Below are 15585 nucleotides of genomic sequence, written 5' to 3'. Positions count from 1 at the left end.
CGTTTTCAAGAGGTCTATGGTGGGCGTGGTTTGTGCCCATCACGGCCTCTTTTTCTTTGTCAAACGGCAAGCGGCCGTTTGCATTCCTTGGACGGCCGTCGCTCATGCGAGGATGGGCATTAGCCGAGAGGCGGCAGCCACTCCCGGTTTGCGGTGGAAAAGGCGGATCTTAGAAGGGAGACATCATTAATGAAGTGGAAAGATTGGGATTTGAACCTGAAGATCCGGCTGATCGGCGAAGGCGCGACCAACCTTTTGTTTTGGATGTTTTTCCCGTTCATGTCCATTTATTTTTCAGATGCCTTCGGCAAAGGAACCGCCGGCGCGCTTCTCGTCCTCTCGCAAGTGATCGGCGTTGTCGTCGGCTTGTTCGGCGGGTATGCGGCCGATCATTACGGCCGGAAAAAAATGATGGTGATCGCCGCTTACGGCCAGGCGTTCTGTTTCATCCCGTTTGCGCTCGGCACGTCGCCGTGGCTGGATTCCGCTCTGTTGACGTACATTGGTTTTTCTTTGCTCGGCTTTTTCGGAAGCTTATACTGGCCGGCCAGCCAAGCGATGATCGCGGACGTCGTCGATGAAAAACATCGGAGCGCCATCTTCGCCGTGTTTTACACGGCGGTGAACATTGCGGTCGTCATCGGCCCGGTGTTGGGCGGCATCTTTTTCTTTAGCTATCGGTTTCCGTTTTTGTTGACGTGCGGCGGCGTCGCGCTCGTGCTCGCCGTCGTCCTGCACCGGTATCTCCGGGAAACGGCGCCCGCGGTCGAACGGGCACATGATGCGAATGCCGGCTGGATCCAATACGCCGTGCAGCAACTGCATGACTATCAAGTGATTACAAAAGACGTCATTTTTTTGCTGTTTATCGTGGCGGGTATTTTGGTGGCTCAAACCTTTATGCAACTCGATCTGCTTATGGCGGTGTACGTGACCGACAAACTGCCGGAGCAAACGTTGTTCACAATCGGCGACTGGTCGTTTTCGCTCAACGGGAAGGAAGCCTTCAGCTGGGTCGTCTCGGAAAACGGGCTGCTCGTCGCCCTTTTCACCGTCTTCATGACGAAATGGATGACCCGATATAAAGAACGTAACGTTTTCGTCATGTCCGCCGTTTTTTACGGCGTGGGCATCTTCATTTACGGGCATACATTGAACATTTGGATATTGTTTTTCGCCGGCGCCATTTTTACGGCCGCGGAGCTCATGGTCGCCGGCCTGCAAAACGATTTCATTTCGAAACTCGCTCCCGAGCACATGCGCGGCCAATATTTCGCGGCGGCGAGCCTCCGGTACAGTATCGGCCGGACGATCGCCCCGCTGGCGATTCCGATGACGGCCTGGATCGGCTATTCCTGGACGTTTACGCTTCTGGCGATCGTCGCCTTTGTCGGCGCCGCTCTTTATGCCCTTATGTTCGAGTTGTTTGAGCGAAAGAAACGGGAGACCGGAGAATGGAAAGACGCCCGGTCTTCCTAATGGCTCATGAAAACATCGCGGAGGCGGCCTCTGCGATGTTTTTTTCATTTATATAAAGTTGTGCTTTTCGGCGCGCGTCGGTTCCGCGCGTTGGATGGGTCCCTTTTTGCCGCCAAGACGGTCAACGGGCTTTGGGACTTCCCGTCCTTGACGTGTGGCTCCCGCGTGCCGCCGCGCAAAAATAACAATAAAAAGAGGCGCTTCCTTTTTATAAAAAAGAACGCCGCGGGCGGCTGCGTTGATTTTATTAAAACTGCTTCACATCATCCCGGCATTTAACCAAGCGGATGCCCGGCCATCTTAAAGGCGGTCACGCTTCGCCCTGGATCGCCGCGTCCTGCCGGCGTTTTCCTGCTTTGAACAGATTGTCGAAACGACGGCCGTTGCCGCGCCTTTGCCAAACAATGGAGCGAGCCGTTTGTTTCCAGGACGTGATTCGTATGGAGGAATATGCTCAAAAAACCTTGGAGAGCCCAATAACCATCAATATTTCCACAACATCCGCCATTCCTTGCCGTCCTTTGCCACGAAGATATCCGTTTCGATCGTCATGAGACCGAAGACGCCGTTGAAGGTTTCGGCGACTTTCAGCCTGTAGACGTTTTTTAAAGGACGGGCTTTGGCGGACATCCGCCAGCTGGCGAGATGGTCGACGTCTTCAATGCGATACGTGAACGTCTTCGCGCCGAGATCTTCGATGAAGACTTTCGTGCGCTTTTGAATGTATTCGGCCTGGGTGAATTTCTTTTTCATTTCCGAATGAAAAAGCGTCCACGCGCTGCCGTAATCGCCCGTCTGCTCATATTGGTAAAATTCGTTCACGATCTCGACCGCTTCCCGGCGCGGCCAATGGCTGTACCAATACAGAGCGGCGGCAGCCAAAACGATAACCACCAGCAAATACAAGATCGCATGGAAAGGTGCGCCGCGGTTCCGCCGTATCATGATTCCATGCCCCTTTCCGCCACCAACGAACCGCTGTCCATCTCCGAACGAGCGATGCCAGGCGATGGGTCGTTGATTGTCTGCTCGTATTAGCAAAGAAAGGTTTGTTACATATTTATGCGACGAGCCGGAGGGAGATAACGGATCAGGCGGCGGCACCGAGTTTTTTGGATCATCTAGGCGAAGGGGGAGGGCGAAAGGCGGTAAGATAAAGGGCGGCACACCGTCCGCCCCGTTTCGGATGAGATCGTCGAAAGGCCTGCGGCTTCATCCGAACAACAGATCGAGGATGTTCGAAAGCTCGCTTCTTTGGCCTTTCAGCACGTCCGAATGGTAAATCTCCGTATACCCGCAATGGGTGCACGAAACAAAGAGGTAATAGTTGTTTTGGATGTCGAACATTTTGCTCAATCCGGTGCCGGTCATGGCGAGTTCCTTCGTCCAGCATTCACTGTGCCCGCACTTTGAACATACAAATCGCGCCCGAATTTCGTCTTCAACGTGGCTCACGGAGGCCGTCCCCTTTCTTTTCAACCATTTTGTAAAACCGGTCCGCCGCCGCTCGGCTGATACACCTGCGCCGTTCAGCCGCAAGCCAACCGCCGCCGGCAAAGCCGGCATTTGCCGCAAACCGCTTCTCAGCCAATGGCAGCGCCGCGTCGATGCCGCTTCGGTTTTATACCATTGATACGAAGGAGGGAGGCGGCGGGTTTCATCAAGGCGTTCGCATCATCGGAACGCCCCGCTTTCTGCACAAAACAAGCGCTTCCGCAGACGGGAAGCGCTTGTTGGCTCAGTCTTCCTTATCTTGATACAGCCGTTTGAGTTCCTCGATGACCGGGGGATCGGTCAACGTCGTCGTATCCCCGAGGACGCGGCCTTCCGCGATGTCGCGGAGCAGGCGGCGCATGATTTTTCCGCTGCGCGTCTTCGGCAGTTCCGCGGTGTAAATGATTTCTTCCGGACGCGCGAGTTTGCCGATTTGTTCGACGACCGTTTCTTTGAGTTCGGCCGTCATGGCGGCGGACGGTTCGTTGCCTTCCTTCAGAATGACGAAAGCGGTGATCGCTTGCCCCTTCACATCGTCGCTGCGGCCGATGACGGCGGCTTCGGCGACCGACGGATGGCTGACGAGCGCGCTTTCCACTTCCATTGTGCCGATGCGGTGGCCGGAGACGTTGATGACATCGTCAATGCGCCCGAGTATCCAGATGTAGCCGTCTTCGTCGCGATGCGCGGCGTCGCCCGGCAAATACCACTCGGGAAACTTGCCGAAGTAAGTGTTGCGGAACCGTTCGTCGTCGCCCCAAATCGTTCGCAGCATGGAAGGCCACGGATGTTTGATGACGAGATTGCCCCCGCCGTTTTCCACCGTCCGCCCGTCGTCATCGACGACGTCGACGAGGATGCCGGGAAGCGGTTTGGTTGCCGAACCCGGCTTGGTCGGCGTTAAACCGGGGAGCGGAGCGATCATGGCGCAGCCCGTTTCGGTTTGCCACCACGTGTCGACGATCGGCGTTTTTTCCCTGCCGACATACTTGTGAAACCACATCCACGCTTCCGGGTTGATTGGTTCGCCGACGGTGGCGAGCAGGCGCAGCGAGCTGAGATCGTGTTTTTCGATGTAGGACGGGCCCCATTTCATGAAAGTGCGAATCAATGTCGGGGCGGTGTAGAAGATGGTGACGCCGTATTTCTCGACAATTTTCCAGAATCGGTCGCGCTCCGGATAATCCGGTGCGCCTTCATAGATGACCACGGTCGCGCCGGCCGAGAGCGGACCGTAGACGAGATAAGTATGGCCGGTGACCCAACCGATGTCCGCCGTGCACCAGAAGATGTCTTCTTCTTTGAGATCGAAAACGCTGCGCAAAGAGGTGTTCACGCCAACCATGTAACCGCCCGTCGTGTGGACGATGCCCTTCGGTTTTCCGGTCGTGCCCGATGTATACAACAAGTACAAAATGTCTTCGGCATCCATTTCTTCGGCCGGGAAGGGCTCTTTGGAAGCCTTTTCGATTTCTTCGTGCCAGTAGAGGTCGCGGCCGGCGACCATTTTGGCACCGGATGCCTCGCCGACGATTCGGACAACCAGCACTTTTTCGACCGAGCTGCCTTCGAGGGCTTCGTCGGCGTACGCTTTCAAAGGCACTTGGCTGCCGCGGCGCCATCCGGCGTCAGCCGTAATGAGGAGCTTGGCGTCGGAATCATCGATGCGGTCGCGCAGCGCTTTGGACGAGAAACCGGCGAAGACGACCGTGTGAATCGCGCCGATCTTCGCGCAAGCGAGCAGGGCGATCGGCAGTTCCGGCACCATCGGCAGATAGACGGCGACGCGATCGCCTTTTTTGACGCCGAGGTTTTTCAACATGTGCGCGGCCTTATCGACTTCGCGGCCGAGCATTTCATATGTGAAAACCTTGCTGTCGCCGTTTTCGCTTTCCCAAATGATGGCGGCTTTGTTTTTGCGCGGGCCTTGGCGATGGCGGTCGACGCAATTGTAAGCGGCGTTCAGCTTGCCGCCGAGAAACCATTTGGCGTGCGGTGGATTCCATTCCAACACTTTATCGTAAGGTTTGAACCAGGTGATGTGCTTGGCTTGTTCCGCCCAATAGCCCTCCGGATCTTTGGCGGCGCGTTCATAAATGTCCGGATCGTTAAAGTTGGCTTGCTTGGTGAAAGCGGGATCCGGGTGAAACACACGGTTTTCCTTCAACAAGGTGTCAAGTTGCTTCGCTTCATTGACCACTTGTATCACCATCCTTGCGCGTTGTATCCGAATGAAGTCGGAGTTGGATAACGCTTACAATATTAAATATAACAAATTTGTGACCATTTTTGAATAAAGATTTTTTGAGGAATGATGAGAATGGTAGAAAATTACGGTCATAATCGGACTCAATGCTTGAATTTCGAGCGGGCGATCGGTCAAAATCTTTAGCGAAGATTTTGGAACCTGACATAAAATATTACGCATGACATGTACACGGCCGGGGAAGTCACAGCCTTTTCGCAATTTAGGGATAAGGTCAATCGTTCCGACCCATGTGCTCCGATATTCGGTTCGATCATTCTTTCGGTTTTCGTTCGTTCATACCGTTCAGCACCAATGTGCTTGACTCACCTCTGCATCCATCAATGCTTCAGACGTAACTTTCAGCCCTTCCTGTAAAAAGTCGACATCCCCTTTTAAGCCAACTTTTCGAATCCATTCCAACAGGGTAAACTTGTCAATAGAAACCATCGAGTTACACTTCTTACTATTGATTTGCTTGTCACTTTTTGTAAATTGCACTCGATGGCTTCTTTGTTAATAATGAGATTAAAATTTACATCGGCTACTTTAGCCTTTAACTTTGCCATGCCGGATCAGAACAAAAATTCTTTTTCTTAGAAATGATTCGATAAACTTCCGTTTTCTCAAAATTCGACATAAATATGGATGAAAATGTAAATAGCGATGCATAAAATAAGGGATGGCAACACAAAAGGCAAAAGACTGCGTCGATGGTATAGATTTTTAGCAGAGTTATCGTAAATGACGTACAACAAATAAAAAGATGACAAAAGGTAAGGAGAATGGCGATGGATACTTCGTGGCTCAAGCCGATTTCGGAAGTAAAGTATTTAGCGGCTGACAATGCCTATCGTTATCGCGCGATTTTGCGCTATTTTTACACACAGCACGAACGGATGCGTCAATACTTGTTTCCGGAAGAGGTGTATGCTTTTTTAAAGCAGCATGATGAATTCCGCGATTATACGGAAGACGATTTGCAACAAGACTTGGATCAGCTTGTCAAGTGGAAAAACTTAATTGCGAGACAGGAGACGGCGTACATTCGCACGATTGAGGAGTTTAAAAAGAAACGGTTTCGCTATCAGTGTAGCCCGTACACGGTCGAAATCGAGCGCATGATCCGCACGCTCGAGCAGCTTGGCGATTCGTTTGGCGGCTCACTAGAGAAAACGCGCTTTGACCGCTTGTATACCTCGCTTGTGCGCATCGAAACGATTATCAAAAACGAATTTTCGGAAAAACAAGATGAGATGAACCAAGTATGGGAAGAAACGTTTGATTATTTCAAAAAAATTATTCAAAACTCCGCCGACTATATCGCTTATTTAAACAGCGAAAACATGGAAGAACAAATGATGTCGGATGCGTTCCTCGTATACAAGGAAAAGTTCACGACATATTTGCGAGATTTTATCGTTGCCCTGCAAAAAACATCGATGCAGATTGAAAAGCTGCTTGAAGATTTGCCGGAAGAAAAGGTGCGCCAGTTTGTCCACTTTGTCGTTGAATACCAAATGACGATTCCGCGCTGGGAAGATCTTTCGCTTACAAGAGAGCAAATGGTGGAAGAACGGATGGAAACGTGGCGCAGCTTAAAAGAATGGTTTTTAGGGCGGAACGGTCATGACAGTGAATTGGCGTTTTTACAAAAACAAACAAATGAAGCGATCCGACGTATCACAAGGGTCGTGCAGCGGCTTGGTGAGCGGCACCACCATCTTCGTAGCCGCAAAAACGACTATTTATATTTGGCACAATGGTTTGCGCGCCTTGATTCGATCGAAGAAGCGCATAAATTGTCAGCGGTTGTGTTTGGCTGTTTTCATACGAAACATGTCGTGACGGACAACGATGCGACGGAAGATATGTATCGCGACATTTGGGAGGAAGCGCCGAGCGAATGGACGGTGAAGCCGCGCGTCCGCCATTACCAGGAAAAGAAAAAGCCGCAGGCCATCGTGGACAATGAAGACAAAAAGAAACAAACAATGTGGGAGTTTTTGCAGCAAAAACAGCGTGAAGAAGAAGAGCTCAAACAGCTGGTTCAGGACGGCAAAATTATTTTGCGAGAATTGCCGGTCGTCGCTTCCCATGTTCGCAAAACGTTATTAAACTGGATTGCCAAAGCGATGTCGCGCGAAGACCGCGTTGTCAAAACGGAAATGGGCTGGAAAGTGAAAATTGTGCAAAAGGATGAGGAGCTCATTCCAATATATTCAGAGGATGGAACGATGATCATGCCAAATTATGAAATTCTTTTTTTAGAAAACGAGGAGGTGCCAGCCGGTGGAGCGCGACTTTGATGAAAAGGCGAAAGCAGCGCTAACCGCGCTATTCGAACGCTTTTGGATTGTCCGCGAACATGATCCGGAATTGTTTCAGCTCGTTCGTGAACGTGAAAACGCCATTAAGCGTTATGTGCTAGACAAATTCGGCTACCGCCTCATTGTCCACCGGTATTTCGCCAAATTAGAAAAAATACCGGCCGAACCGGAGGCATGGATGGGCATTGAGTCGTTTCAAGAGCCGCTCGATTACGTGCTGTTTTGCTGTTTGATGGCCTATTTGGAAGGGAAGGACGTCGAAGAAAAGTTTTTATTGTCCGATGTGTGCGAGGAAATAAAAACAATGAATCCTGGAGAAGTTCCGCTTGACTGGACGAATTATCAGCAGCGTCGCGCGCTGATTCGCGTCTTGAAAACCGCCGAGCAGCTTGGCGTTGTCAAGCGGGTCGACGGCGAAATTGAAGGGTTCGCCCAGCGCGAAGATCATGAAGCGCTTTACGAAGTTCCGGTGCTTGCCCGTTATTTTATGCGATCTTATCCGAAAGATTTGCTCCAGTTTACAACGGTCGAACAATTGCTGGAAGAGGAATGGAAAACGTCCCCGGAAGATTATCGGCGCCATCGCATTTTCCGGCAGCTGTTTTTATCGCCGGTCATCTACCGCCGGCAAAAGGATGATCCCGATTTCTATTACTTGCGCAACTTCCGCCACCGATTGCGTGTAGATATTGAAGCGCATAGCGATTTCCGTTACGAATTGTACAAAAACGCCGCACTGCTCACCTTTCCGGAACGGGAAGCCGTTTATACATTGTTCCCTGATCAAAAAGGAACATCCGATATTATTCTTCATTTGTCGGCAATCATTCGTAACCATCTTTCCGATTATCCGCCTGATGAATACGGAAACATTCGCATGACGCGCGCCGATTTTCAGCAGCTGCTTACATGCTGTAAAGAGCAGTACGGTGAAGGATGGGGAAAAACGTACCGCGACATGACTCCCGCCCAACTGGCCTCCGTGCTTTTGGAAGTAATGAAACAATGGAAAATGGCCGATATCGAACAAGAAACGGAAATGATTATACTATATCCGCTGCTCGGACGTATTGTCGGACATTATCCTTCTGATTTTGTTAAGAAAGGAATAGATGATAATGACGAATAAATGGCTGCTCCATCGCGCAGGGCTATTAAACTTTTGGTATTACGATGAAGAATATTTTCATTTTGCAGACGGCAGGTTGTTTCTCCGCGGCAGCAACGGCTCGGGGAAATCGGTGACGATGCAAAGCTTGATTCCCGTTTTGCTAGACGGGAAGAAAACTCCCGACCGGCTCGATCCGTTCGGGTCTCGCGCACGGCGCATGGAAGATTATTTGCTTGGCGAAAGGGAATTGGTCGATCGTGACGAACGGACAGGCTATTTGTTTTTGGAATATAAACGAAAGCATAGCGACCATTATATCACAACCGGAATCGGTTTAAGGGCGAAACGGCAAAAAGGGATGGATTTTTGGGGATTTGTCATTTTTGACAACCGCCGCATTGGCAAAGATATATGTTTATATAAAAAAGAAAAAACAGGGGAAAAATTCCCGCTTACGAAACGGGAACTCATTACCCTGCTTGGTGACGGCGGCACGGTTGTCGATACGCAAAAAGAATACATGGAGCTGGTCAATAAGCATATATTCCGTTTCGAATCGCTCGAAGCGTTTCAAGAGCTGATCGAGCTTTTGATTCAGCTGCGCAGTCCAAAACTATCGAAAGATTTTAAGCCGACCGTCATTTATGAAATTCTCGAAAGCTCGCTGCCGCCATTGACTGATGAGGAATTACGCCATTTATCGGAGACGATCGAAAACATGGATCAGGCAAAGCAGCAGCTGGAACAGCTTGAACGGGATGAAACGTCGCTGCGCCGCCTTTGCCAGCACTATCAGCAATATAACGAATACATGATATGGGAAAAAGCGAACGAATGGCTAAAAACGGTTAAGCAAGAAGAGGCGTTGACGGAAGAACAAGAACAATGCTGGCGAGATCAGCAGCAATCCACCGCTCGGCTTGAAGAGCTCAAAGCGGAAATAAAAAACTTGCAAAACGAGCAAGCGGTGCTGCGCAAACGGGAGCTGGATTTAGCGAGCCACGAAGTATTTCGCGCCGAAGAAAAATATCGGGAAACGAAACAGCGGTTTTCCGATGGGCGAATGCAAATAGAGAAAAAAGAGCGGCAACTCGATGAAAAGCAGCGTCAAGAGAGAAAATGGAAGCAGGAAATTGCCGCTGCCGAGCAAGAACTCGATCAGTCCGAACGGGCGATGGAGGAACAACTGGAGGAATTGCGCTATAGTGCGGAAGAAACCGCGTTTGCCGCCCACGATTTAAATGAGGCGGATTTTGCGCGCCATCGGGGCAATGCGTTTGATTTCGCCCTTTGGCGCAAAGAAGCGGAAGCCCATGAAAAACGGCTGGAGGAAATCGTATCGCTTTGGGCGCGCCATGACAATCTAAAGCTCCGCTATGAGGATGCTTATCATGAGCTTGGCGAGCAGCAGCGCCTGTTAGACGATCTGCATCATGAGGCGAAAAAATGGGCCGAGCTTTTGGAAAGCGAAAAATCAAGCTTTCAAGAGGCGGTATTTGCCTGGAAGGAAACGTATCCGGACCTTCCTGTCGAGGAGGAAACGATGCGGTCTTTCCTCCGCTATTTGCATGAATTGTATGAACGCTACCATTTTGAAGATGTTAAAAAATTGTTTGCCGATCGCTATTATGAAGCGCTAGAGCGGCGAAAAGCAGAAAAATTGAGATGGGAGCACGAAATCGGATTAGTCCAACAAGAAATCGCTGAAACCGAAGAAGAGCTGCGCCGTTGGAAAACAGAAAAAGATCCTGAGTTGGAACATGATGAACAAACGGCGCAGGCGCGTGCTGCTTTGCGGACGCAAGGAGTGGCGTACGTGCCGTTTTACGCCAGCGTCGAGTTTTATGACCATGTGCCGGAAGCGGTGCGCGAACGCATCGAATCATCGCTGTACCATGCCGGAGTGCTTGACGCGCTTGTGACTGAAACCGACGTACCGATTGTTCACGACCGCATTTTGCGGCCAAACCCGGTGGAACTGGCACACACGCTTGCCGACTATTTGCGGCCAGACATCGATGAACGCGCCGGCGTCTCGGCCGCGCGCGTCGAGTCCGTTCTCCGCAGCATTATCATTGCCGATGAAGCGGAAGAAGGGCATTTTGTGATCAATGAGTCAGGGAGCTACTCGTTCGGGCTGCTAAAAGGCCATGCTCCGCAACGGGAGCAGGCGCTGTTTATCGGGCGAAACGTCCGCAAACGCTGGCGTCTCGCCAAAATTGCGGAATTTGAAGCAAAATTGGAGCATCTTCACCATCTTCTCGGACAAAAACTGGAGCAGCTTGCCGATGTGGAAGCGAAAATCGCCGCGCTGCACGAAGCGATGGAATCTTTTCCATCCGACCGCGATGTGCGCACCGCTTTTGACGAATGGGATCGAAAACAGCGCGCTATTGCAAGCAAGCAACAAGAAGTCGAACAAAAAAGCGAAAAGTTGAATCAGCTCGTCCGTGCCTGGCAGGAAATCAAGCAGACGCTTCGCGAACAAACCGAGGGGCTCGATCTAGAGTGGACAAAAGCGCGTTATGAAGAAGCGCGGCAGGCGATGAAAGAGTATGTGCGGCACTTAACGAAATTAGAGCTCGAGCACCGCACGTACCTCCATCGTGCCCAAGCCTTGCGTTATCATCAAGACCAGCTTGCGGCCGTTCAAGAGGAAATCGATGAAATAAAAGGGGACCTCAGCATTTTGGAGGGCAGCCAACAGCGCATCCTATTGGAACTGCAGCATATGGAACAAACGTTAAGACAGATGGGGGCAGATGACCTTCGCGCGGAAATTTCCCGCGTGCGGGACCGTCTCGAATGGGTGAACCAGACGCTGCCGGACAAGTTGAATGAGAAAGCGCGCATTGAGCAAGCGCTGCAATCCATCGAGCGCCAACAACGAGGGCTCGAACGAAAGCTGCGGTTTACCCGTATACTTCTAGCCGCCTGGCAGCGTTCATTTACCGCGGAATTAGAGCTTGGGTTCGTGGAAGTGACGGAAAAAGAAAGTTTGCGGGAACAAGCAAAAGAGATCGTCCGCCGTTATGGATCAAGCGGAAAGGAGCAAACCCGTTCCGCGGTGATGACGAAATTAAGCTACGCGTTTTTCCAAGAAGGAGCCAATTTGGTCGAATACCGTTTAACAAAAGAATCGATCGTGATAGAAGAAGATCCGTTCGCCGCAGTCGGGATGGACGAACAGATGGAAATAAGGGCAAAAGATTGGCGGGAAAAGCGGGACAGAGAAGTGTTGCTTCTTGATTACAAAGGAGAGCGCGTCACGCCGTTTTACGTGCTAAAAGAAATGGAAAAAGAGATCATGCTGCAGCGTGAGTACATTAACGAGCGCGACCGTGAATTGTATGAAGACATTTTGTTAAAAACGGTCGGCCGCATTTTGCGCAGCCGCATTCAGCGCGCTGAACGCTGGGTGAAAGAAATGAACGCGCTCATGCAAAAGCGCAACGCTTCCATGGGCCTGCTGCTGTCGATTCAATGGAAGCCAAAAACAGCGGAAACCGAAGAAGAGATGGATACGAAAGAACTGGTGGAATTGCTGCGGATGAATTCAAGGCTGTTGCGCGAGGAAGATTTGCAGCGGGTAACGATGCATTTCCGTTCGAAAATTAACCGTGCGCGTGAAATGTTAGAAGAAAAAGGGCAAGGCAACACGCTCCATCAAGTCATCAAAGAGGTGCTCGATTATCGGAAGTGGTTCACCTTCACCCTCTATTATCAAAAAACGAACGAACCAAGACGGGAGCTGACGAACCAGCGCTTTTATCAGTTTAGCGGCGGAGAAAAAGCGATGGCGATGTACATTCCGCTCTTTGCCGCCGCTTACGCTCGCTATCAGGAAGCGAGCGAGGATGCGCCGTATATTATTTCTCTTGATGAAGCGTTCGCCGGTGTCGATGAAAACAATATTCGCGACATGTTTGAGCTTGTCGAAACGCTCGGCTTTAATTACATCATGAATTCGCAGGCGCTGTGGGGCGATTACGACACCGTGCCGTCGCTCTCCATTTGTGAACTCGTGCGCCCAAAAAACGCTTCGCATGTGACGGTCATCCGCTACTACTGGAACGGAACAGCCAAGCGGCTTGTGACTGATCGGGACGAACAAGAAATGGCGGTGAAACAATGACGCGGCCATCGGAACCGGCGGTGGAAGCGGCGCGATTTTTTCGCAACGAGGCGGGCTTCCGCCGCCTTTTTTGCGAAATGAGAAAGAAATACGAATCGCTTGGTCGCGTCGGCGGCACGATTTCTCTCGTTTCTTTTACGAAAGATGAAAAAGAAGCAGTTGCGGCGTTTTTTGGGAAGGAAATGACGCGCGTTTCCCTGACAGCGTTTGCCAAGCAGCTGGAAAAGACAAGGTTTGCCGGTGTTACGTTGGAAGAATTGTTAACCCATTATTTTGGTGCACCGCTCATCGCAAACAAAGAAAGGCGGGAAGCGGAACAACAGGAAAAAGCGGCATTTTTCCAGCGGCTGATCGCCGCCTATCCGAGCGGGGCGGAATGGCTTGCGGCAGCGCTGGAGAACCCGAACGAATACCGTCTTCTTCATCAAGCCTACGCTCAGCAGCGCGAAGAGCTGTGTACTTCACTTTGCGCGGTTTGCGAAGCGTTGCGCCAGCTTCCTGAAAAAGGGGTATACGAACGCCTGCCGTTATTCGCGCAAAAAGTAACCGGAGATCCGCACGCATTTGATTTGCACACGTTTCAAGGAAAGCTGCTACTATCCGCGTTGGAATTTTACTCAAGGAAAAAATATCAGCTTTCGTCAGTAGAAGAAGTCAATGAATTATTGCAATCGTTCGGCATATTGCGCGAGGACATACTCAATTTCGTGACGTGTGCGGGGATTTTGGCAGAAACAGAAAACGGCGTTCATCCCGTGTTTGCCGCCGCGAGTGAAACGAATATGCCGCTGAATGTGCCGTTAAGGGAGATTGTTAAGTTGAAGCGAGCACATCCTTCCAAAGGAACCATCGTTTTTGTCGTAGAAAACGCCGGCGTTTTTTCTGAACTGTTGGACGAAGCGATGCCGCTTGTCAGCACAAACGGCCAACTGAATCTAGCGACGATGCTGCTCCTTGACTTGCTCGCCGAGTCGGGTGCTCGCCTTTACTATTCAGGCGACTTTGATCCGGAAGGACTGAAAATGGCGGACCGGCTTGCCGGGCGATATGGAAAAAAACTTTTTCTTTGGCATTTCACACGCGAAGACTATTTCGCCTCGATGCCGAGCGTTTCGCTTTCTGAGGAGCGGCTGGCAAGACTCCAATCCGTATCATCTAGAATGCTGCAACCTGTCAAGATGGAAATGGAGCAGTTAAAAAAAGCAGGATACCAAGAGGCAATTTTGCTGATGCTTAGGACAGATATGAAAAGACGAACTGATCTGGGAAGACAAGCAAGGACATAAATGCGTTTTTGTCTTTTCCATCCATTGGCTTGGAATAGAAAAACGGCTGAAAACGAAAGAGTAAGAAACTCGTTCGGTGAAGGAAGAAACTCCGGCGATGAATAGGATAACCTCTTTGCCGTGTCAAGGAGGACACGGAATACCCGGAAGCGAGGATATGCCGAGAAAGCTCCTTGACACGCTTGTTCCTTGACAACATATGAGTTTGTCCGGCAAGGCTGCCGGCAGGGAGGTTTGCCGGGCCTAACCACCAGGCGTCAAAATTTCAAGTTCATGGTATTTATCATAGGGGAATATACAAAAATTTGGATTTGACCCGATAACCGTCATGAGGCGAACACATGACTTGAAAGATAGTGGCGGATGTCCTCCAACAGGCGGGCTCCATCGGTAAATATATCGGCCATGATCGCCGCGAGCTCCGCTTCGGAAAGTCGACAAAAGATCTCGACCGCGGCCGGAGAAAATTGAGTGCCGCTGTTTTTGCGAATTTCTTCAAGCGCTTGCCGCACGGTTAAGACGTCGTTGTAGGCCCTTTTGGAGGTCATCGCGTCAAAAGCATCGACGATCGAAAACAAAAACGCGTAATCCGGCAGAAGATCGCGCCGGATGCGGGCATAACCGTTTCCGTCCCAACGTTCATGGTGGTATAAAGCAATGTCCAGGCATTCGCGGATCGGTATCGCTTCTTTTAAATAAAGGTAGCTTTTCAGCGGATGGGTCTTTATCAAACGCCATTCGTCATCCGTGAGCGGGTCTTTTTTGTCGAGGATGGATGTCGGGATGTCCAATTTCCCGATGTCATGGAGGAGAGCGCCCAAAAAGAGCGGTTTTTCTAAGCCGGGAAAACAAGACGTCTCGCGCAATAAATGACGAAAGAGCCAGGAAACCCGCAAACTGTGACTAAAGGTGTCGGCGTGGTAGCTTCTTAACTTTTCCAACAAAACAGAGGCGGTGTTCGAAAGCCCGTCCATGCCCATCTTGCATCAATCCTCTCGATAAAATTGAGTGATCAGTTCCCAGCGGTTTCTTACTCCTAGCTTTTTATAAATGTTTTTGAGATGGGCTTTTACCGTATTGTTTGAGATCTTAAATTTATTGGAAATCTCTTTGTTGGAAAGGCCGTGGATAATTTCGCGCAAGATTTCAAATTCCCTTGAGGTTAGTTTTTTTTTACATTTGTCCAGGGCTCCCATTCGACTGGGGCCCCTGTCAATCGCGCAAATTCCCTAATCAGGCGGCTGACGACGCGCCGGCGCTCTTCGCTGAAAATGGATTCCTGCGCGTCGCGTTTCTGCGCCCATTTCAGACAAAATAAGATGCTTTGAATCTCCTCATCTTCCAATTGCACGCCTTGAATGATCTTCAATAATGTCTTCCTCCTCCTGAAAATGCGACATGTTTTGACATCTTGATAAAACTATCAATTCATTTCCCGCATGGCTATTCCCCTTAGGTTGGTATAATTCACCCTTTATGGTGATTCAATCCGTCATAAGTCTGTG

Annotated in this window: 12 protein-coding genes; 5 read left to right on the top strand and 7 right to left on the bottom strand. The window is 50.5% G+C overall.

All coding sequences use genetic code 11. The features are described from left to right. Positions 1-189: 189 nt before the first annotated feature. The gene (locus CCB157_RS07445; RefSeq protein ID WP_077615279.1) at positions 190-1479 is read left to right on the top strand and encodes an MDR family MFS transporter; all 1290 of its coding nucleotides are present in this window, start codon (positions 190-192) and stop codon (positions 1477-1479) included. Between the two features lie 483 nt (positions 1480-1962). Here the strand turns inward: CCB157_RS07445 and CCB157_RS07435 are convergent, their stop codons facing one another. From CCB157_RS07435 to CCB157_RS17590, 4 genes are all read right to left on the bottom strand, one after another. After that, positions 1963-2424, bottom strand: a complete 462-nt coding sequence (locus CCB157_RS07435; protein ID WP_077615277.1) for a hypothetical protein — start codon at positions 2422-2424, stop codon at positions 1963-1965. A gap of 267 nt (positions 2425-2691) precedes the next feature. Then, the gene (locus CCB157_RS18020) at positions 2692-2934 is read right to left on the bottom strand and encodes a zinc ribbon domain-containing protein (protein ID WP_439951311.1); all 243 of its coding nucleotides are present in this window, start codon (positions 2932-2934) and stop codon (positions 2692-2694) included. Positions 2935-3217: 283 nt separating this feature from the next. Continuing rightward, positions 3218-5173 carry an acetate--CoA ligase gene (gene acs, locus CCB157_RS07425; protein WP_238594629.1) on the bottom strand — a complete coding sequence of 652 codons (1956 nt, stop codon included), beginning with the start codon at positions 5171-5173 and terminating at the stop codon, positions 3218-3220. Positions 5174-5524: 351 nt separating this feature from the next. Then, positions 5525-5719 (bottom strand): hypothetical protein, encoded by a 195-nt coding sequence (locus tag CCB157_RS17590; protein WP_077615274.1) that lies wholly within the window; start codon positions 5717-5719, stop codon positions 5525-5527. Between the two features lie 290 nt (positions 5720-6009). Here CCB157_RS17590 and CCB157_RS07415 point away from each other — a divergent pair, with 290 nt between their 5' ends. The 4 genes from CCB157_RS07415 to CCB157_RS07400 are packed head-to-tail and all read left to right on the top strand — an operon-like array spanning position 6010 to position 14080. Then, complete coding sequence (locus CCB157_RS07415) at positions 6010-7527, top strand: TIGR02677 family protein (protein WP_077615328.1); 1518 nt, start codon at positions 6010-6012, stop codon at positions 7525-7527. After that, the gene (locus tag CCB157_RS07410) at positions 7511-8677 is read left to right on the top strand and encodes a TIGR02678 family protein (protein WP_077615273.1); all 1167 of its coding nucleotides are present in this window, start codon (positions 7511-7513) and stop codon (positions 8675-8677) included. Before CCB157_RS07415 ends, CCB157_RS07410 begins: the two co-directional genes overlap by 17 nt. After that, positions 8667-12794, top strand: a complete 4128-nt coding sequence (locus tag CCB157_RS07405) for a TIGR02680 family protein (RefSeq protein WP_077615272.1) — start codon at positions 8667-8669, stop codon at positions 12792-12794. Before CCB157_RS07410 ends, CCB157_RS07405 begins: the two co-directional genes overlap by 11 nt. Continuing rightward, the gene (locus CCB157_RS07400) at positions 12791-14080 is read left to right on the top strand and encodes a TIGR02679 family protein (protein WP_077615271.1); all 1290 of its coding nucleotides are present in this window, start codon (positions 12791-12793) and stop codon (positions 14078-14080) included. Before CCB157_RS07405 ends, CCB157_RS07400 begins: the two co-directional genes overlap by 4 nt. Positions 14081-14406: 326 nt before the next feature. Here CCB157_RS07400 and CCB157_RS07395 read toward each other — a convergent pair whose 3' ends face one another. Genes CCB157_RS07395 through CCB157_RS07385 form a run of 3 tightly spaced genes read right to left on the bottom strand, consistent with a single transcriptional unit; the run spans position 14407 to position 15449 of the window. Next, positions 14407-15060 (bottom strand): HD-GYP domain-containing protein, encoded by a 654-nt coding sequence (locus CCB157_RS07395; RefSeq protein WP_077615270.1) that lies wholly within the window; start codon positions 15058-15060, stop codon positions 14407-14409. 6 nt (positions 15061-15066) lie between these two features. Continuing rightward, a complete protein-coding gene (locus tag CCB157_RS07390) occupies positions 15067-15276 on the bottom strand; it encodes a response regulator transcription factor (RefSeq protein WP_077615269.1) in 210 nt (69 codons plus the stop codon). Next, the gene (locus CCB157_RS07385; protein WP_077615268.1) at positions 15243-15449 is read right to left on the bottom strand and encodes a hypothetical protein; all 207 of its coding nucleotides are present in this window, start codon (positions 15447-15449) and stop codon (positions 15243-15245) included. The genes CCB157_RS07390 and CCB157_RS07385 overlap by 34 nt, the downstream gene beginning before the upstream one ends. Between the last annotated feature and the right edge of the window lie 136 nt (positions 15450-15585).

The sequence above is a fragment of the Caenibacillus caldisaponilyticus genome (assembly GCF_002003465.1).
GTDB lineage: Bacteria > Bacillota > Bacilli > Bacillales > Sporolactobacillaceae > Caenibacillus > Caenibacillus caldisaponilyticus.
Note: the sequence above shows the minus strand (reverse complement) of the source record. Positions and strands in the feature narration are given on the sequence as shown.

Bases quoted from the DNA above. Each gene is read 5' to 3' on its own strand.
- CCB157_RS07445 (WP_077615279.1), top strand. From the start codon at position 190: ATGAAGTGGAAAGATTGGGATTTGAACCTGAAGATCCGGCTGATCGGC.
- CCB157_RS07435 (WP_077615277.1), bottom strand. From the start codon at position 2,424: ATGATACGGCGGAACCGCGGCGCACCTTTCCATGCGATCTTGTATTTG.
- CCB157_RS07415 (WP_077615328.1), top strand. From the start codon at position 6,010: ATGGATACTTCGTGGCTCAAGCCGATTTCGGAAGTAAAGTATTTAGCG.
- CCB157_RS07405 (WP_077615272.1), top strand. From the start codon at position 8,667: ATGACGAATAAATGGCTGCTCCATCGCGCAGGGCTATTAAACTTTTGG.
- CCB157_RS07400 (WP_077615271.1), top strand. From the start codon at position 12,791: ATGACGCGGCCATCGGAACCGGCGGTGGAAGCGGCGCGATTTTTTCGC.
- CCB157_RS07395 (WP_077615270.1), bottom strand. From the start codon at position 15,060: ATGGGCATGGACGGGCTTTCGAACACCGCCTCTGTTTTGTTGGAAAAG.
- CCB157_RS07390 (WP_077615269.1), bottom strand. From the start codon at position 15,276: ATGGGAGCCCTGGACAAATGTAAAAAAAAACTAACCTCAAGGGAATTT.